The 18,239-nt window shown below is 38.5% G+C and carries 15 protein-coding genes; 7 read left to right on the forward strand and 8 right to left on the reverse strand.

What is annotated here, in order from left to right:
• Positions 1–10 precede the first annotated feature (10 nt).
• The 3 genes from ACQKOG_RS20925 to ACQKOG_RS20935 form a co-directional block, all read right to left on the reverse strand.
• Positions 11–865, reverse strand: coding sequence for an ABC transporter permease (locus tag ACQKOG_RS20925; RefSeq protein WP_402871916.1), 855 nt, complete (start codon positions 863–865; stop codon positions 11–13).
• On the reverse strand, positions 858–2,057 hold the full coding sequence (locus ACQKOG_RS20930; RefSeq protein ID WP_370076217.1) for a quaternary amine ABC transporter ATP-binding protein: 1,200 nt from the start codon (positions 2,055–2,057) through the stop codon (positions 858–860). The genes ACQKOG_RS20925 and ACQKOG_RS20930 overlap by 8 nt, the downstream gene beginning before the upstream one ends.
• Before the next feature lie 283 nt (positions 2,058–2,340).
• Positions 2,341–2,976, reverse strand: coding sequence for a TrkA C-terminal domain-containing protein (locus ACQKOG_RS20935; protein ID WP_370076215.1), 636 nt, complete (start codon positions 2,974–2,976; stop codon positions 2,341–2,343).
• A 273-nt stretch (positions 2,977–3,249) separates the two neighbouring features.
• Between ACQKOG_RS20935 and ACQKOG_RS20940 the strand changes: the two genes are divergently transcribed.
• From ACQKOG_RS20940 to ACQKOG_RS20955, 4 genes are read left to right on the forward strand one after another with little or no spacing between them, the layout of a single operon-like run.
• Positions 3,250–3,981 (forward strand): GTP cyclohydrolase II, encoded by a 732-nt coding sequence (locus tag ACQKOG_RS20940; protein ID WP_427448201.1) that lies wholly within the window; start codon positions 3,250–3,252, stop codon positions 3,979–3,981.
• 14 nt (positions 3,982–3,995) lie between these two features.
• On the forward strand, positions 3,996–5,105 hold the full coding sequence (gene ribD, locus ACQKOG_RS20945) for a bifunctional diaminohydroxyphosphoribosylaminopyrimidine deaminase/5-amino-6-(5-phosphoribosylamino)uracil reductase RibD (protein ID WP_415731716.1): 1,110 nt from the start codon (positions 3,996–3,998) through the stop codon (positions 5,103–5,105).
• Positions 5,102–6,187, forward strand: a complete 1,086-nt coding sequence (locus ACQKOG_RS20950) for an FAD-dependent monooxygenase (RefSeq protein ID WP_415731717.1) — start codon at positions 5,102–5,104, stop codon at positions 6,185–6,187. Before ribD ends, ACQKOG_RS20950 begins: the two co-directional genes overlap by 4 nt.
• A 16-nt stretch (positions 6,188–6,203) precedes the next feature.
• Positions 6,204–6,767, forward strand: a complete 564-nt coding sequence (locus ACQKOG_RS20955; protein WP_415731718.1) for a 5' nucleotidase, NT5C type — start codon at positions 6,204–6,206, stop codon at positions 6,765–6,767.
• Positions 6,768–6,831: 64 nt separating this feature from the next.
• On the opposite strand, the gene ACQKOG_RS20960 is transcribed toward ACQKOG_RS20955, so the two are convergent.
• From ACQKOG_RS20960 to ACQKOG_RS20980, 5 genes are all read right to left on the reverse strand, one after another.
• Positions 6,832–7,599 carry an IclR family transcriptional regulator gene (locus ACQKOG_RS20960; protein ID WP_402871911.1) on the reverse strand — a complete coding sequence of 256 codons (768 nt, stop codon included), beginning with the start codon at positions 7,597–7,599 and terminating at the stop codon, positions 6,832–6,834.
• A gap of 448 nt (positions 7,600–8,047) precedes the next feature.
• Positions 8,048–9,190: a CaiB/BaiF CoA transferase family protein gene (locus tag ACQKOG_RS20965; RefSeq protein WP_402871908.1), complete on the reverse strand. Its 1,143-nt coding sequence runs from the start codon at positions 9,188–9,190 to the stop codon at positions 8,048–8,050.
• 20 nt (positions 9,191–9,210) lie between these two features.
• Positions 9,211–10,017, reverse strand: coding sequence for an enoyl-CoA hydratase/isomerase family protein (locus ACQKOG_RS20970; RefSeq protein WP_402871906.1), 807 nt, complete (start codon positions 10,015–10,017; stop codon positions 9,211–9,213).
• Between the two features lie 49 nt (positions 10,018–10,066).
• A complete protein-coding gene (locus ACQKOG_RS20975) occupies positions 10,067–11,143 on the reverse strand; it encodes an acyl-CoA dehydrogenase family protein (RefSeq protein ID WP_370076199.1) in 1,077 nt (358 codons plus the stop codon).
• Positions 11,140–12,294 carry an acyl-CoA dehydrogenase family protein gene (locus ACQKOG_RS20980; RefSeq protein WP_370076197.1) on the reverse strand — a complete coding sequence of 385 codons (1,155 nt, stop codon included), beginning with the start codon at positions 12,292–12,294 and terminating at the stop codon, positions 11,140–11,142. The genes ACQKOG_RS20975 and ACQKOG_RS20980 overlap by 4 nt, the downstream gene beginning before the upstream one ends.
• Before the next feature lie 311 nt (positions 12,295–12,605).
• On the opposite strand from ACQKOG_RS20980, the gene rpoN reads away from it, so the two are divergent.
• From rpoN to ACQKOG_RS20995, 3 genes are all read left to right on the forward strand, one after another.
• A complete protein-coding gene (gene rpoN, locus ACQKOG_RS20985) occupies positions 12,606–13,943 on the forward strand; it encodes an RNA polymerase factor sigma-54 (RefSeq protein WP_402868650.1) in 1,338 nt (445 codons plus the stop codon).
• A 615-nt stretch (positions 13,944–14,558) separates the two neighbouring features.
• Positions 14,559–15,974 carry an amino acid permease gene (locus ACQKOG_RS20990; protein WP_370076191.1) on the forward strand — a complete coding sequence of 472 codons (1,416 nt, stop codon included), beginning with the start codon at positions 14,559–14,561 and terminating at the stop codon, positions 15,972–15,974.
• Positions 15,975–16,136: 162 nt separating this feature from the next.
• Positions 16,137–17,783 (forward strand): sigma-54 interaction domain-containing protein, encoded by a 1,647-nt coding sequence (locus tag ACQKOG_RS20995; protein ID WP_370076189.1) that lies wholly within the window; start codon positions 16,137–16,139, stop codon positions 17,781–17,783.
• Positions 17,784–18,239 lie beyond the last annotated feature (456 nt).

Below are 18,239 nucleotides of genomic sequence, written 5' to 3' on the forward strand. Positions count from 1 at the left end.
GTCTCTTTATCTAAACGGCTTTCTTCTTATTAAAACTTTGCGTTAAGCGGTCTATTACAATGGCAAAAATTACTAGACCTAAACCTGCAACAAAGCCATTTCCAACCTGTGTACGTTGTAGTGCAGTTAATACTTCGCGACCTAGACCAGGTGCACCAATCATTGAGGCAGTTACAACCATTGACAGTGATAGCATAACAGTTTGGTTAATTCCTGCCATTATAGTTGATTTGGCAAGAGGGATTTCTACTTTAAATAGTTTTTGATTTGAAGTACTACCATATGAATCAGCAGCTTCTACTAATTCTTTTGGTACTTGGCGAATTCCAAGGTTCGTCATACGTACAGTTGGTGGTAAGGCAAAAATAACGGATGCAAATACACCAGGGACTATTCCAATACCAAAGAAGGCAACGGCAGGAATCAAGTACACGAAGCCAGGCATTGTTTGCATGAAATCGAGTATCGGCTTAATTACATTTTCTGCTACAGTTGACTTAGACATTAGAATGCCAAGAGGAATACCTAAAATGATTGAGATGATACTTGAAAATAGCACGAGCGTGGTTGTTTCCATAAGATGCGTCCATAAGCCTTGATTATAAATAAATAACAAACCAAGTAATGAAAACGTAGCGAGCCCGAATTTTTTGCCGGTAACGAAAAAGGCAAAAATGACAACAAGTAAAATTAGAATAATCGGGGGAATGCTCACTAATAAATCAGTGACCTGATTCATGAGTAGTTTTCCATTTTTTTGAATCAAGTTAAAAAACACTGAAAAATTACTCGTCAACCAGTCCATAACTGATTCTACCCATGGTCCCAGTGGTATAACTGGAATATTGTCTAAAAAATTATTCATTTGCAACTGCCTCCTCATCGCTAGTTGAAAGTGCTTCGATGACAACGCCCCGGATAAGAACACCAAGCAAACGCTCATCTTTTACAACTGCAATAGGAGTAGGACAATTATGAATCAAACCTAATATATCCTGTAAAAGCATATCTGGTGGAACGGTCAACATATCTGATTGAACAATTGAATGTACCGTTTGTTCTTGTCTTTTTGCTGCAGCCCGTGCGTCGTCAGCAGTAATATAGCCTTTTAAATGTCGATTTTTGTCAACGGCCATTAGTAAACTAACCGTTTCTTCGCGCATTCTTTTAAGTGCTACGGTCGGCCCATCTACATCTACATTGACAGATACAGGTCGAACCATGGCATTTTCAGCAGTTAGTACTTTAGAGCGATCGACGTCTTCTACGAAGGTTTTAACATAATCATTTGCAGGGTTTGTTAAAATTTCTTCTCCAGTACCAATTTGGATGATTGAGCCATCTTTCATAATGGCGATACGATCACCAATACGTAATGCTTCATTCAAATCGTGAGTGATAAATAAAATTGTTTTTTTCAATGTGCTTTGTAAATCGAGTAACTCATCTTGCATTTCTTTTCGAATTAATGGATCGAGTGCAGAAAAAGCCTCATCCATTAGTAATATTTCAGGGTCATTTGCAAGTGCTCGTGCTAATCCAACACGCTGTTGCATACCACCTGATAATTGACTAGGATATTGGTCCTTATAAGCAAGTAAGCCTGCATTGTCGAGAGCCTGCTCTGCTTTTGCTTGCCGTTCTTCTTTTGAGATGCCTCTGATTTCAAGGCCGTATTCTGTGTTTTGAAGAAGTGTACGATGGGGGAATAAACCGAAGTTTTGAAAGACCATACTCATTTTGTTTCTTCTTACATTACGTAAACTCTCTTTGCCCATTTTAGAAATATTTTCTCCATCGATGTAAATATTTCCACTTGTAGGTTCTATGAGACGGTTTAAAAGCCGAATCAGTGTCGACTTTCCACTTCCTGATAATCCCATGATAACGAAGATTTCACCTTCATTTACGGTAAAACTTGCATCGTATACACCAACTGTTGCACCTGTTTCTTTTAAGATATCAGTCTTGCTTTTTTGTTGCTTGACGAGTTCTAAGGCTTGGGGAATATGTTTACCGAAAACTTTAGAAACATGTTCCACTTTAATTTTTTCCAATAGAACCACTCCTTTCGTAGATCAATTTCGCCTTGGCGTAATGGGTGTTGCTTCACTTACGCACATATAAATCGCCACTAGACGAGGCGTTTTTAGGCTGAGTCCCTCTATTTCAGTAGGTGTTTGAACACTCACTGAATGAAGATATATACTATTTGAGGATAATGATACCCAAATATAAACAAGTAACAACTTAACCCTAACAAAAAGTTGTTACTTCTGTCAAATCGACAAAATAGAAAAAATCCGCATAAACGCTGTTATATCAGCGTTTATGCGGATTTTAATTTGGATATAAAAAACTCTGAACTCGAGCGAAACTTTCATCATTGCCGATAAAGTAAATGATATCTCCTTCTTCCAAGGACACATATGGACCAGGTGATAGTAATAATTCATTTTTACGACGAATTCCGACAATCGTGCTAGATGTATTTTGCCAAAAATTCAATTCCTGTACGGTTTGGTGGATACAAGGGCTTTCAACTGTCATCTCTAATTGATAAGGAATGAACGGATTGACGGATCTGAAATGTTCAGTTCGACTAATAAGTTGTTTGGTTTTTTCCTGTAGATTTATTAATTCTTGGTGCTGCTTCTGAATGCTAGACATAAGCTCATGTTGTAGTTCATGGACTGATTGAACATCATGGAATTGGCGGACAAAATGTGCAGCCTTTTCATATGAGATGATTATAACCCCACTACCTTTAGTGGCCTCTACAATTTCCAAGTCTTGCAAAACAGCAATCGCTCTTCTTGCAGTTTCCGAAGAGACATTGTATTGACTAGCTAGAGATGATCTTGCGTAAATTTTATCGCCAATTCGATATTTTCTTTCCACGATTTTTGAGGCTAGATCGACAGCAATTTGCTGATATTTTGGCTGTTTCACCTGCACATTTTTTTCTAATTGCATTCTAAACTTCCTTTCGTCATTACAGTTCCTTCAGCTTATTATAGACTAGCCTGCACAGAAAAAATAGCATCTCCATAAGCTATTAGTATATGATAAAAACGTAATATAGCAGTTTTTGTTTCTAATACATTTTTAAAATAGAATAGGAGCTATAGTTTGACAGGTGTTAGTTATTATTATAAACTAAGTTACGTTATGTAAGTGATGTGAAAATACAAGTGCTCAGCTAGTATGTTTAGCTAGCTGTTTAACAATAGAAGGTTGGAGAAAAATATGACAATTACTACTAAAGTTTTGGATATAGTGAAAGACAAAATGACGATCGTGAAGCATTCAGAAACTGAAAGTATTTGCCTAGTTGGTCCAGTGAAATTACCGGTAAAACAGGGTGGATTTTCAGCGACATTTCAATGGTATAACTGGTTAAAAGTAGGCGCTAATCAGTCAAAAGAGGAAATTATTGATGGGTTATCATCTGCAAACTTAGCTTTTTTACAACAGTCATCAGTGCTTGTTTATGGAGATTTTACACATGCAGAGGATGCTTTAATTCGCATGCATAGCATTTGTCATACAGGTGATATTTTTGGAAGCCAGCGCTGTGACTGTGGTTATCAATTACATGAATCGATGAAAATGATTGTGGAGCATGGCTGTGGTGCCATTTTCTACTTAGCTGATCATGAAGGTCGTGGGATCGGGTTATTCTCGAAATCTCTTGCTTATTTATTACAAGAAGAGGGATTAGATACGGTTGAAGCAAATCATGCTCTTGGCTTCCCAGATGATACTCGTTCTTACGAAGATGCCATTAATGTGTTAGCTGCACTTCGTTCAAAACCAGTTACACTGATTACCAATAATCCTAAGAAGCTTGCCGCATTACAGGCACATGGTTTAGCAGCAGAAGGACATGTCCCATTATGGGGAGGATTAACGGAGACAAATCGATTTTATTTAGACACAAAAGTAGAGAAATCTGGACATTTGCGCGAAGAGAAGTGAGTGGAGGAACGAAGATGACAACAGATGAAAAATATATGCAATTGGCACTTGATTTAGCCGCTAGTGCAAAAGGAAATACGAATCCAAATCCACTAGTAGGGGCTGTAATCGTCAAAGACGGTGTCATTGTTGGAACAGGTTTACACAGAAAAGCAGGGGAACCACATGCAGAGGTGCATGCATTCCGTATGGCTGGAGAACATGCTAAAGGTGCGACACTTTATGTAACTCTTGAGCCGTGTTCGCATTTTGGAAAAACACCTCCTTGTGCAAATTTAGTGAAGGAATCAGCAGTTAGTCGTGTGGTTGTAGCTATGCAAGATCCAAATCCTGCTGTTGCTGGACGTGGTATTCAACTGTTACGAGATGCAGGCATTGAGGTAGAGGTGGGTGTTTTAGAAGCTCAAGCTCGCCGTTTAAATGAACGTTTTATTCACAATATGCTAACAAAACGACCATTTATTATTTCAAAATATGCGATGACTTTAGATGGGAAAATAGCTGCCCATACAGGACATTCCAAGTGGGTAACGGGTGAGGCAGCGCGTGAGGATGTTCACCGTATTCGTCATGAGGTTGATGGTATTTTAGTTGGTGTTGGTACTGTTTTAGCTGACAATCCATCCTTAACGACAAGATTAAAAGAAGATTACGGAAAAAATCCAGTGCGCATTATTATGGATAGTTCCCTTCGTACACCAGCTCATGCCAATGTTCTGAATGTAGAAGAAGCGAAAACAATTATTGTATGTAGTGAGAATGCCAGCCAAGAAAAAATAACAGCATTTGAGAAAAAAGGCGTGACTGTATTGCCAGTTCGACATGACTCTGAGGGGCTTGTTATTGATGATATGCTTGAAAAACTCTATCAAAATGGCATTACGGATATTTTAGTAGAGGGTGGAAGTACGATCAACTCTTCATTTTTACAGCAAGGTGCTATTAACAAATATGTGATTTACATAGCGCCAAAGATTCTCGGTGGTCGTTTATCATTAACACCTTTTGCTGGTCAAAATCCATCTACTATGGATGAAGCATGGGATGTAGAATTTGCTTCGTTTGAGCAGGTTGGGCAAGATTTACGTATTATTGCTTATCCAAAGATAGGTGAAGGAAAGTGAATTATCAAGCAGATGTTTGTATCGTAGGGGCTGGACCAGGTGGAGCACTTCTTTCGCACTTACTAGCGAAAAAAGGTCTTTCTGTAATTCTACTGGAACAAAACGCAGCACTTGGGCAGGCATTTCGCGGTGAACATTTAAATGAGGAGGGTGAGGCTGTTTTAAAAAGTCATCAGCTTTTTGAAGCAGTCGAGGCGCTCGGCTTATTACGTATGGGAAAGCTTGAATATTACGCAGACGGTAGAGTAATAAAAACTATTTTCCCTGATGAAGCTGTTGGACATTTAGGAATTCATGTACCGCAAGCCAATCTATTAAAGGGGATTTTACAAGAAACACAGCATTTTCCTCACTTTTCTTGTTTCCTGAATACGAAGGTAACGAAGCTCATAGTTGATTCTTTGGGCAGATATACGGGTGTCATTGCATCAAGGGATGGGGAAACCATTGAAATTAGTAGTCAGTTAATAATCGGAGCTGACGGCCGTTACTCTACTATTCGTAAGCAAGCGCACATTGAGATTCAAAAGCATAAGCATGGCTTTGATTTATTGTGGGCAAAAATTCCTGCCCCTCAGGGATGGGAGCCATCGATTAAAATGGCATTAATAGGTGATAAACAGCTATCCTTATTTACGCAAGTAGGCGGGTTCATTCAAATCGGCTGGAATATTGAACAAGGAAGTTTTCCTCAGCTCAGAAAAAAAGCATTTACACCATTTATCCAACAGCTTTTAGAACAATTCCCGGAACTATCTGATACTGTAAATGAACATATCAGATCCTGGCAAGATTTTGTCTTACTTGATGTATTCAGTAGTCATTGTGACTGCTGGGGAACAAAGGGGCTTGCGCTATTAGGGGATGCTGTTCACACGATGACACCAACTGGAGCATTTGGACTCAATAGTGCACTCAAGGACGCAGAGTGTCTTGCGTCATTATTAAATAAAGATACGCTTGTTCATTTTAACGTACACGATTTTCAACAAATGCGCGAGCAAGCCATAGAAGAAGTATTAGCGATGCAAATTAAAAAAGAGCAAACATTCGCGACTAACTTCATCAACAAGGCTTCTTGAAGGGAAGAAAAACAACATGAAATTTGGCTTTGATATAGATGACACACTCATCGATTTACGAGCACACGCCTTTGCGCTCTATAATAAAAAACTTGGTAAAAATGTTGCGCTAGAAGTATTTCAAGCTTTGCAAAGAGTTGAAATTCACGAACCTTTTGGATTAACAGATGCTGAAGGGGCGGCGATGTGGAATCGTTCATTAGAGGACATTTATTTTACGGATTGTCCTTCTTTTGAGGGAGCACTAGAGACGCTTCAAGCCTTGGCACAGCAGGGACATGACATTTATTATATTACTTCACGTCCTAAACAGTATTGTGAGCAAACACAAGCATGGATGAAAGCACAAGGATTTCCAATCACAGAAGGTCACTTTTTCTGCGGAATGCAGGATACAGAGAAAGTGGCAATCATCAAAGAACTAGCTTTAGATGTTTATGTAGATGATAAACCAGCTGTATTAGAAACACTGCAAGATGTGAATACAAAAGTGATTTTAAAAAATCAATCCTATAACAAGCATGTTGAACTGCCACGCTTAAATCATTGGGATGATTTCTTGAGATTAGTAAATAATTAAAGCAATAAACCCGAATAGCAAGCACTTAAAAAGTGATTCTATTCGGGTTTATTCTTTGTTTAAATCAATACAATTGCTTTTCGATTTCTAATGCAACGCTTTGAATAGTTTCAATTAATAAATTTTCATCGTAGTCACTAAAGCGTACTTCTGGTATAACGAGTGACACTGATGCAATTATTTGGTTGGAAGCATTTAAAATCGGTGCAGATATAGAGCATGCGCCACGCACACGTTCGCTATTACTTTTTGCAAACCGTTGTAAACGGGTATGCTTTAATTCCTTTAACAGCTGCTCTTTTGAAAGTATCGTTCTATCAGTGATAGCTTCAAGACTTATATTCTCCACATATTCTTCAACATTCGGCATAAATGCGAGCAATATTTTAGATGATGCACCTGCATAAAGGGGAGAGGTGTCACCTACAAACATTTTCGTTGAAAGCGGATATGTTGAATCGTAGTTTAAAATACATCGTCTTTCCAATCCATCAATAATATTCATGGAAACACTTTCGCCGATTTCTTCGTTTAGCTTTTTTAAAATAGGCTCTGCGACAATAATAAGACTTGATTCTTCTTTTACTAAATTGCCTAAATACAGAAGTGAATGACCTAATTGATAGCGCTTAGTTTGCTCGTCTTTGTGAAGAAAGCCTTCGTATACAAAGGTAGAAACGAAGCGCTGTAAACTGGAAATGCTGATCCCTGTTTTTTTACTTAACTCAGTTAGGGAAAGGCTAGGTTCATCTTTTGAAAAAGCTTTTAACACTTTAATAGCTTTGTGCAGCGATGACATTGTATAGTTTTTTTCGAAAATCTCCTGATTCATCCCGTCACCTACAGTAATAAAATTTTCTTCGACATCTGCCGGAGGATTTATCTTCAGATATATATGCCGTTATGCTTTTGCCAATAAAAGCATTTATAATATGAAGATAAACTGGCTAATCACCATAACGTGGGGTTGATTTCCGTTCCGACTGGGCGCTTTGTAGTTGCCGCTTCGCTTTCGCGCAGAGCAGAGCTTCCTGGGCGCGTCCGATGAGCCGCTTCACTCGCGTTGCTCGCTCTAGGGTTTCGGGGCAACAGGATGTTGGTCACGAAGGCGTTATCACAGGACGTGATGCTTTTAGCCTTTGTTCCTCTATATCGCTAATCCCCAAGGAGTCGCCCAGTCTTAACTCCAATCAACTTATCCACATGACAGACTTTTTAATAAAATGTCATGCCAAACTATCAGTGATGAACCATTAAAGTACCTCTATTATAGCGCAATTTTATTTTTGTAGAGAGGACTTTTGGAATTGGTTTGTATGTTCTCCAAGTACAGGTGGTGCTAATTTATATTGAATATCTAAATCAGAGAACTTTAACGGGCTTTTGATGAATCTGATTGTACCATATTGTTCGTGCTCTATTTCACCAATCATGTCGCGTGCCATAAATTGCGGTTGTTCTAGTGCTTCTGCAATTGTGTTCACACGTCCGCCGGGAATTTTGTATTGTTGTAATAAGGTAATCCATTCATCCCGTGTTTTTGTCATGGTAAGGTCAGTAATCATCCGAACTAGCTCCGCTTCATGTTGCTTGCGCAATGTATTCGTTAAAAAGCGCGGATCATTGGCCCATTCCTCACGTTGCAACATCGTGCAAAACTTTTTAAATTGTCCATCTGTCCCAACGCAAATCATTAGGGGGCCATCCGCACAGTTAAATACTTGATACGGCGCAACATTATTATGACGATTACCGAGACGTTCTGAGATAAAGCCTGTATTTAAATAAGCACTCGCTACATTCGCTAAGCTACTCATTTGAACGTCTAATAAAGCTAAGTCAATAAATTGCCCTGTATTTGTTTGATCACGCATTCGTAAAGCGGCTAAAATACTAATGACGACATAGTTAGAGGTTAAAATATCTGCAATAGGAACACCAACTTTTGTCGCTTCCCCTTCAGGTGAGCCAGTGACATGCATTAAACCACTCATCGCTTGAATTACTGGATCGAAGCCTGGTTCGTGTGAAAGAGGACCAGTTTGACCGAATCCTGTAACTGCACAATAAATGATTCTAGGATTCACTTTGCTTAATTCCTCATAGCTGAGCCCCATTCGCTCCATGTCACCCGTTTTAAAATTTTCGAGGACGACATCAGCATCTTTGACAAGTTCTTTAAATTTTTCTCTGTCCTCAATTTTCTTTAAATCTAATGTGATTGATTTTTTATTGCGATTGGCACATAAATAATACGTACTTTGACCATTCACAAATGGCCCCCAATCACGCATACTATCAGAGCCATCTGGATGTTCTATGCGAATTACTTCTGCTCCTAAATCTGCCAACATCATGGAGCCAGCAGGAGCAGCATAAACACGAGATAAATCTAATACTCGAATATTTTCAAGAGGTTGCATTGTTCTTCCTCCTAAATACGTCATTTATAAACGGGCTTACGTTTTTCTACAACTGCGTTTACACCCTCTTTGAAATCATCTAGCTCTGTTACAATAGCCATTTGTGATGAAATGTAATCAAGGGCACTACGTAAATCCATTCGTTGACTTTGATAAACAGCACGCTTTATGAATTGCAATGTGGTAGTTGGACGACTTGCTAATTCTTTTGCATAATTCAATGTGTATTCTTCAAGCTCATGGTCTTCTACAACAAATGTCACAACACCTTTGTCTTTTGCTTCATCAGCAGTTAATACACGAGCCGTCCAGAACATGTCCAACGCTTGATCGACGCCGATTAATTTCGGTAAATAATAAGCACCACCGTCGCCAGGAACGATCGCCACGTTAATGTAGCTTTCTGAAATTTTTGTGGATTTTGCAGCAATCCGTATATCGCACATTAAGGCCATATCAAGCCCTGCGCCCATTGCAAACCCATGTACCTGAGCAATAACGGGCTTATCAATTTCTTCAAGGAGAAGGGGGATACGTTGAATCTTTTTCCACAGAGAATTTTTTCGTGCTAATCCTGTAGAAGAGATATCGTCCTCACTTTGGAAAAATCCTTCACCAGCTTGCATCGCCTTAATATCCCCGCCAGCGCAAAATGATTTTCCATTACCTTTTACGATCACAACACGAATGTCCTCTGAATCACGAACAGTTTCAAGGGCTTCAATCCATTTAGCGATCATCTCTTCACTAAAAGCATTGTACGCCTCAGGTCTATTTAATGTAATTGTGGCTACATGGTCTTGCACTTCAAAAAGTAAATCAGTCATTGATAACACTCCTTATCATGTCATTAGTAGTTTGTCACAAATTAATTACTTATCCTTCCACTTTGAGAAGTGGAGAGCTTGCGCTACTTGAAGTTAAATATTCCCATAGACTATCTCCACTATTTTCTAGCAGTTGTGTTGCGACCAAATTAGTCCAATAAGAGGTGCTGGCTCCTTCATCGCGCCATGACCAAAGTCTGCGTGTAAATTGGTGCAAACTATGCTCGTGTGTCGTACCAATTGCAGCGTGTACTTGATGTGCAATTGTTGTCACTGCTTGAATAATTTCTTCGAAACGAATGCTGGCGTAAGCAACCTCACTATTTTGACTGTTCATCTGAAGGGCTTCTGTAACATTATTAAATGCTGCTAAGGCGATCGCTGTTTCACCTGCTAACTGTACAATATGCTGTTGTACGAGCTGGAAGCGATGAATCGGTCGACCGAATTGCTCACGTTCTTTCGTATATTGAACAGTTAAATCATTTATTTTATCGACGGCACCAGTCATCAGTGCTAATTGAAAAGCAGTATTGAGTGTTGTTATAGCGTGTATCTTGTCAGGAGATAACACAGCAGATACTTGTGAAACCTTAGTATGATGGCATTTCACGGTATCACGCGGTTCGCCTGCTAAATTCGACCCTAGCTTAATTTCAGCTTGGCTTAAATCGATTTCTACAAGATGAGTACCCTCCGTGCTATAGGCAAGTGTCACTAGATGTTTTGTATGACGTGCCCAAGGGATTTGGATCGCCTCTCCGGTTAATTTGCCATTCTCTAACGTAAAGGCTTGGTTAGGGCAGAGCATATACGTCGCCAGGTCTTCAATTACTTGTAAACTAGTAAACTCTAATAAATAATTTGCGAATGTGGTTTCGGCAAATGGAATCGGTGCCGCGTATTTTCCAGTTAAACGAACAATATTCAATAAATCCTCTATGTCGCCACCTGCACCGCCATTTTCTTCTGAAATGGCTACAGCTGTCATCCCGTTTTCTTTAAACAGATCCCATAGTTCTGGTGCCCAATGACCTTGTTCCACTGTATCGACTAACTCTTTATCGACTTTTTCTTTTAACATGCGCTCTACAACATCAAGAATCATATCTTTCATTTCGCTCATTGTGCTACAACCCCTTTCGCTACAACGCCATACAGTACTTCTGAAGTTCCTCCTCGGATAGTGAAACCTGGTGCATGTAAAATGGATTCAGCCATAAAGCGATCAATTTTACGATGCGCGTCAAGAGTAGGATAAGTCTGTACGATTAAGCGTGTAATTTCAGGAATACTTTGCTCAAATTTCGTACCGAGTGCTTTCACAAGTGCTGCAGGAATAGATACGTCTTCACCATTACCGGATTCTAAAAGCTGGGCTACTCCAATTGACAAATTACGTAGACCCCAAAGACGAGCTATTATTTTAGACGCTTGCTGTAACCCTTCTAAATTGTTTTGGCGCTTTAACTCTTGAATTAGTTCATCGATTAATGGGAAAGTACTCAATATTCGCTCTGGACCACTGCGCTCAAAGGCAAGCTCTGCTAATCCTTGAGCCCAGCCATTACCGATCTCTCCAACAACCATATTGTCAGGTACAAAAACATTGTCAAAGAATACTTCGTTGTAATGATGCTCACCAGTTAGAAACTTGATCGGAACAACCGTTACCCCTTCCGCATGTAAATCAACAATCAACTGACTGAGCCCTGCATGTTTACTTTTTCCATCAAAAGGACTAGTCCGTACTAAAGTCACCATATAGTGGCAAAGGTGTGCATTACTCGTCCATATTTTTTGACCGTTGACAATCCATCCGCCCTCTACTTTTTCAGCACGTGTGCTAACCGAAGCGAGGTCAGAGCCACTATTTGGTTCACTTAAACCTATGCCGAAGTAGCATTCGCCTTTCACGATTTTCGGTAAGAAATATTCTCGCTGCTCTTCTGTTCCATACCGTAAAAGAAGTGGTCCTGTTTGGCGATCAGCAAACCAATGTGCAGCAACCGGAGCACCAACAGCTAAAAATTCTTCCGTTAAAATGTATCGATCAATAGTACTCCTCTCTTGACCGCCATATTTTTTAGGCCAAGTTAAGCCAATCCAACCTTTTTGACCAATTAATTTAGAGAATTCAGGATCATCTCCACTTAGCCAAGAGTCACATTTAGGCGTGAAAGTTCCTTTTGCTAATTCATCCTGTAGAAACGTTCGAACATCTAAGCGGAATTGCTCTTGCTCTTGTGTAAATTGCACAGTTGGTACATGAAACATTTGATCACTCCTTAAATTTTACCGTAATGTGGTAACTGTTATTGTATATGTGTATTTTATGATGACTTATAACTGTAGTCAATTACTTTTTGGAATTATTTGAAAATTTTACGAGAATAGTGAGGAAGGTTCGTTGCTTATCACCAAAACTTGAGGTTGATTTCCGTTCCGCCTGAGGGGCGTCCGATGAGCTGCTCGCCCAAAAAGATGTTGGCTACACTATAATTTAAAAATAATATTCGATGAAAAAATGGAAAAACAGAGAATAAACATGTTACTATGTAGAAAATTACGTAATGGAGGTGTGGGATATGCAAATGGCTATCAAAACTTCCCAAAAAATAATGCAAGTGTTATCACCACAATTAGTACAGCATTTAGAAATTCTGCAATATTCAACAAATGAACTAGAAAAGTATATTTATGATAAGGCTAACGAAAATCCACTGTTAGTTGTCACGGATTCGACGGTGAAAATGCAATATGAGGAAATTATGCAATTAGCAAGTTATTCCGATAAGAGTTATTCTGCGCAATATTATGCACCACAACATCATTCATTTAATCCCATTGAGATGAAGTTTGCAGTAAAAGAAAGCTATGAGCAGTTTTTATTGGAACAAGTACCTATGCATAAAAATCTTTCTTCTGTAGATTTAAAAATCTTAACGTTTTTAATTCAATCGTTAGATGAACGTCTATTTTTAGATGTTGATGTAGAAATTGTCGCTGATAGATGTAATACAAATGTTTTGCATGTAGAGGCACTATTGGACTTACTTCAAACTTTTGAGCCAGTAGGAGTAGGGGCGCGTAATTACAAGGAATTTTTACTCATTCAGGTAGACAGTGATGCGCTTGCACCGAAATTAGCTTCTCGGTTTATCGAAGCGGATTTAGAGCTAGTGGCAGCACAAGCTATTAAACAATTAAGTAAAAAGTATAAGACGTCTCTACATGACGTGAAGAAAACTGTCAACTATATAAAAAATTTAAAACCAGTGATGACAGGAGATAAATTGGAAGCGATTCCATATGTCATTCCAGAAGTCGAAGTAGAAAAATTAGGAGAGGAATGGCTGATTAAATTAAATCGTGGATATTTACCAAGCGTCACTATCGATAAACATTATGTTGAAATGCTAAAGAATGATCCGAACTGTAAAACCTATTTTAAAGACACAATGAAAGATGCTCTTTTATTATTACAAGGAATCGAACAACGTGATAAAACACTGTACGAATTAGCTAGATTGCTAGTGGAATTGCAAGAAGATTTTTTCCATAAAGGCATTGAGGCATTAAAGCCTATGCGATTAAAAGATATAGCGGACATTTTAAGTCTACATGTATCAACGATTAGTCGGGCAGTGCGTGGAAAATATATAAAAACTTCCCATGGCGTATATGCTTTACAATCGTTATTTACAAAAGGAGTAATGAATATTTCTGGAAAAATGGATTCTCTTATGTATATTAAAAAGCGTCTCAAACAATTGATTGAGACAGAGGATAAACAAAAACCATTAACTGATCAGCAGCTTACAAATACTTTATGTGCTGAAGGTATCCAAATATCCAGACGGACAGTAGCGAAGTACAGGGAAGAGATGAATATTATGAGTTCATTTAATCGTGTATATGGATAGATGATGTAAATAAATTTTAATGATGTATTTTTGCATCAAAATTTGAAAAACGCATATGAAAAGATTCATAGATTTTTGTAAAGGCTCCTCACCTAACGTGAAGTTGATTTCCGTTCCGGCTGGGCGCTTTGTTGCTGTCGCTTCGCTTTCGCACAGATAAAACATTTGCCGCTGACGCTTCGCTTTCGCGCAGAGCAGAGCTTCCTGGAGGCGTCCGATGAGCCGCTTCGCTTCGCTGCAGGGTCTCGGGCCAACAACAGATGTCTTTTGCGCGAAAGCGTAGTGCTAACGAAGCGTCAGCAGCACCGATGTTGGTCACGAAGGCGTTATCACAGGATGTGATGCTTTTAGCTTTCGTTCCTCTATCGCTAATCCCCAAGGAGTCGCCCAGCCTCCACTCCAATCAACAAAAATAACTATGTTTTATAAAATGTTATCAACAATTTTGGGTGATAAGACAATTTTTAAATAACAACAAAAGATGTACAGATTGATAATTTTTTGAAATTTTTAATAATTGAATAGGTTTGGCATCATAATTGCTCATTAAACGATAGACATTGAAATAGAAGAAAGGGGCTAGTAAATGTCTACATAACACAAAGGGGTGGTTTAATGGGGGCTTTGCAAAAATCATTGAAAACACGGCATATTACAATGATCTCCATTGGAGGGGTTATTGGTACAGGACTCTTCGTAGGGACAGGGAAAAATATTTTAAGTACCGGTCCTGCGGCGGTGATTTCATATGCGATTGCATGCATGCTCATAGTTCTGATCATGCAAATGGTTGGGGAAATGGCATCAGGAGAAATAGTATTAGGAAAGAAATCAGGAGGTTCGGCAGAGCTAGGCTCATTTGCTTCCTATGCTGGGAAATATATTGGCCCATGGGCAGGGTTTACAGTAGGGTGGCTTTATTGGGCAAGCTGGGTATTTATTGTGGGGTTAGAAGCGGCACTCATAGGGGGAATGCTGCATAATTGGTTCCCGATGATACCAACATGGCTCGGAAGCGTAGGTATAACATTATTGATGACAATTGTTAATATTTATTCAGTAAAATCATTTGGTGAATTTGAATATTGGTTGTCCTTCGTTAAAGTTACGGCAATTATTGTATTTTTAGTTGTTGGTATAGCTATGATTTTAGGAATTTGGCCAAATTATGAACCTAAGGGGTTAGGGATTTTAACGGAATTCGGTGGATTTGCTCCGAATGGTATTGTCCCAATTTTTACGGCAATTGTCTTTGTTATATTTTCGATTTGTGGTGCTGAGGTTGCAGCCATTGCGGCAGCAGAGTCTGAAAATCCAGCGAAAAATATTGTCCGCGCCATTCGCAACGTTGTCTTTCGATTAGGGTTATTTTTTGTAGGATCAGTAGCTATTATGGTTTTAATCATCCCTTGGAATGATTCAAAAATATTGTCCGCGCCTTATGCAAATATTTTAACGATGGCAGGGCTTCCAATTGCTGCTCAACTTATTCAAATCGTCATTTTTATTTCACTAATCTCAGTTTTAAATTCTGCTCTTTATACAAGTTCACGAATGTTACTTGAAATGTCGCGTCAAGGCGATGCACCAAAAATATTCTCGCAAATAAAAAATCGTCGAGGTGTGCCTGTACCAGCTGTTATTGGTAGTACAGTAGTAGCGTATATTTGTGCGATGCTTTACTTCATTTCACCTGAAGTCATTTTCTACTTTTTAGGTAATTGCGTTGGGGGATTAATGATTGCTGTTTATATTTTTATTGCTATTTCACAAATTCGTTTCCGCCGTTATTACGACAAAGTTTCAGATGAGCCATTATCGATTAGAATGTGGCTATTTCCATATTTATCGTATGTGACAATTGGTATTTTAACAGTCGTTTATTTATGCCAAGCTCTCATCGAATCCTTACGTTCACAATTCTATTTGAGTACATTTGTATTAATTGGCTCAGTTGTGTTGTTCATGATTATGCGAAAGCTGTCGACAAGACCAGCGGAGCAAATAGAGGAAAAGCTAGCATCAGAGTAGAATATTATAAAAATACAAAAAATTCGCGATATTTCTGCGAGATATCAAGCCATGAAAGAACTTAAAGGATACTTTAACCCTTTTAGGCTTCCAGATGCCCCGTAGAAAGAGCGAATTTTTTTGTATGAAAAAGCCTTTAAAGTTCAAGAGGGAGGGATCTAGTTGTCGATAACTCAACTACATAAAGAGGAACATTTTTTTATTGTAAAAAATGATGATGTAATGATTAAAAGTGATATCCAAATAGAGCTTCTTGAAAAAATAATGAAGAAATATAGTAAAGGAATAGAAACCTTTGATGTAGAAGGCTATTTTATTCACGTAATAGAGACTTCGCAAGGTAGCTTGTTTCATGTCAAACCATTCATGCAGTATAGCTATATAGACTTTATGAACCCGTTGTCAATTAAAGTGTTAAACTCCATATCCGATGGCGTTACAGTATGTGATAGCGATGGCAAAATTTTATTTCAAAATGATATTGATATCGAAATTGTTGGCATTGATTTAATGGGGAGATATGCAAAAGATGTCATCGCCGAAGGATTAATGAGTGATTCCATTTCGATGAAAGTAATTGAATCAAAAGAAAAAGTAACTATTTTGCAGACGTTCATTAATGGCAAATGCTTTTTAGTTTCAGGTAAACCGATATTTGATGAATACGGCGAATTACAATATGTAGTTGCTATTACTCGTGATATGACACAATTAAAACTGTTAGAGAAAGAAGTAAAAAAATTAGAAGTTCAAAACGAGAATTTTAAAAATAAGCTACATGCCTTACATAATAAAGAAAACACAAAAAGTAGTTTAATTGCTGTATCTTCAGCAATGATGCAGGTTGTAGAGCGTGTTATGAGAGTTGCAGAGGTAGATTCTACTGTATTAATTGGTGGTGAATCGGGCGTAGGTAAAGAAGAGATAACAAAGCTTATTCACGCAAATAGCCGCCGTCATGATCAGCAAATTTTAACGATTAACTGTAGTGCAATCCCTGAGAATTTGTTAGAATCTGAACTTTTCGGCTATGAAGCAGGAGCCTTTACGGGAGCGTCAAGAGGTGGTAAGGCAGGGTTATTTGAGATTGCGTCAGGTGGTACAGTGTTTTTAGATGAGATTGGAGAGATGTCCGTATTACTACAGGCGAAATTATTACGTGTACTCCAAGAATCAGAGGTTCAGCGTCTAGGTAGTGGAAAGCCTATTCCTATAGATGTACGTATAATCGCTGCGACAAACCGAAATTTGGCAGAAATGGTGTGGCAAGGTAATTTTCGAGAGGATTTATATTATCGTTTAAATATTATCCCGATTGAAATTCCTCCTTTAAGACATCGTCGCCAAGATATCATCCCACTAGTCAACCATTTTTTGGCTATTGTTGAAGAAAAATATGGGATCCATCGGACAATTGAGTCATCTGCAATGAAAATTTTAGAATCTTATGATTGGCCAGGCAATGTACGTCAACTTAAAAATATGGTGGAGCGTATTTGCTTACTAGCAACGCAGCCAGAAATAACAGCATTAATTGTGCAACAAGAGTTAGATAGTAACCCAACTATTATACGTGATCTGGAAAATCCAATAGAACTACAAAGCATCCAGGAACAGGTTGTAACTCCGAGGTTCAGTGGTACTTTAAAGGAGCAAGTAGCTGCGTTTGAAAAGCAGATTATTAAAGAAGCTCTATCTAAATATCCAAGTATTAGGCAAGCTGCTAAATCACTTGGCTGTGATCAGTCAACATTAGTACGTAAAATACAAAAATTCCAATTAACGAAACAAATTTCATATGAGGATTAGTGATGTATTTTTGCATCAAAATTTCATTCATGCACAATAAGTTGCAACATTGCAATACTCGCTAATAAATACAAAGAAAATGATGGAATGCCATTAATATTTTAATTTAATTGATGTAGAAGAAAAGGGACATTTTCAAACAAGAAAGCGTCCCTTTTCCTTTTTGAGTAGTTTTTGTGAAGCAGCAATAACGATTCACCACTAAAATTTTAGGATATTATTTGTTAAAACGTACGCCATGTATATAAGTTGATTGGAGTGGAGGCTGGGCGACTCCTTGGGGATTAGCGTCACAGATGAGACCCTGCAGCGCAGCGAAGCGGCTCATCGGACGCCCCCAGGAAAGCGCCCAGCCGGAACGGAAATCAATCACACATTATGAAAATGTAGCAATATTTTTTCGTTAAAAAAATTTTTTTCATCAGTTGGCATGAGAATTGCTACTAAAAAAATGAA

It is taken from the genome of Lysinibacillus sp. NPDC093216 (assembly GCF_050280325.1).
Classification (GTDB): Bacteria; Bacillota; Bacilli; order Bacillales_A; family Planococcaceae; genus Lysinibacillus.

Excerpts from the sequence above, each read along its gene's own strand:
- ACQKOG_RS20990 (WP_370076191.1), top strand. The coding sequence starts at position 14,559 with ATGGGGGCTTTGCAAAAATCATTGAAAACACGGCATATTACAATGATC.
- ACQKOG_RS20980 (WP_370076197.1), bottom strand. The coding sequence starts at position 12,294 with ATGTTTCATGTACCAACTGTGCAATTTACACAAGAGCAAGAGCAATTC.
- ACQKOG_RS20970 (WP_402871906.1), bottom strand. The coding sequence starts at position 10,017 with ATGACTGATTTACTTTTTGAAGTGCAAGACCATGTAGCCACAATTACA.
- ribD (WP_415731716.1), top strand. The coding sequence starts at position 3,996 with ATGACAACAGATGAAAAATATATGCAATTGGCACTTGATTTAGCCGCT.
- ACQKOG_RS20965 (WP_402871908.1), bottom strand. The coding sequence starts at position 9,190 with ATGCAACCTCTTGAAAATATTCGAGTATTAGATTTATCTCGTGTTTAT.
- ACQKOG_RS20975 (WP_370076199.1), bottom strand. The coding sequence starts at position 11,143 with ATGAGCGAAATGAAAGATATGATTCTTGATGTTGTAGAGCGCATGTTA.
- ACQKOG_RS20960 (WP_402871911.1), bottom strand. The coding sequence starts at position 7,599 with ATGAATCAGGAGATTTTCGAAAAAAACTATACAATGTCATCGCTGCAC.
- ACQKOG_RS20955 (WP_415731718.1), top strand. The coding sequence starts at position 6,204 with ATGAAATTTGGCTTTGATATAGATGACACACTCATCGATTTACGAGCA.
- rpoN (WP_402868650.1), top strand. The coding sequence starts at position 12,606 with ATGCAAATGGCTATCAAAACTTCCCAAAAAATAATGCAAGTGTTATCA.
- ACQKOG_RS20940 (WP_427448201.1), top strand. The coding sequence starts at position 3,250 with ATGACAATTACTACTAAAGTTTTGGATATAGTGAAAGACAAAATGACG.
- ACQKOG_RS20935 (WP_370076215.1), bottom strand. The coding sequence starts at position 2,976 with ATGCAATTAGAAAAAAATGTGCAGGTGAAACAGCCAAAATATCAGCAA.
- ACQKOG_RS20925 (WP_402871916.1), bottom strand. The coding sequence starts at position 865 with ATGAATAATTTTTTAGACAATATTCCAGTTATACCACTGGGACCATGG.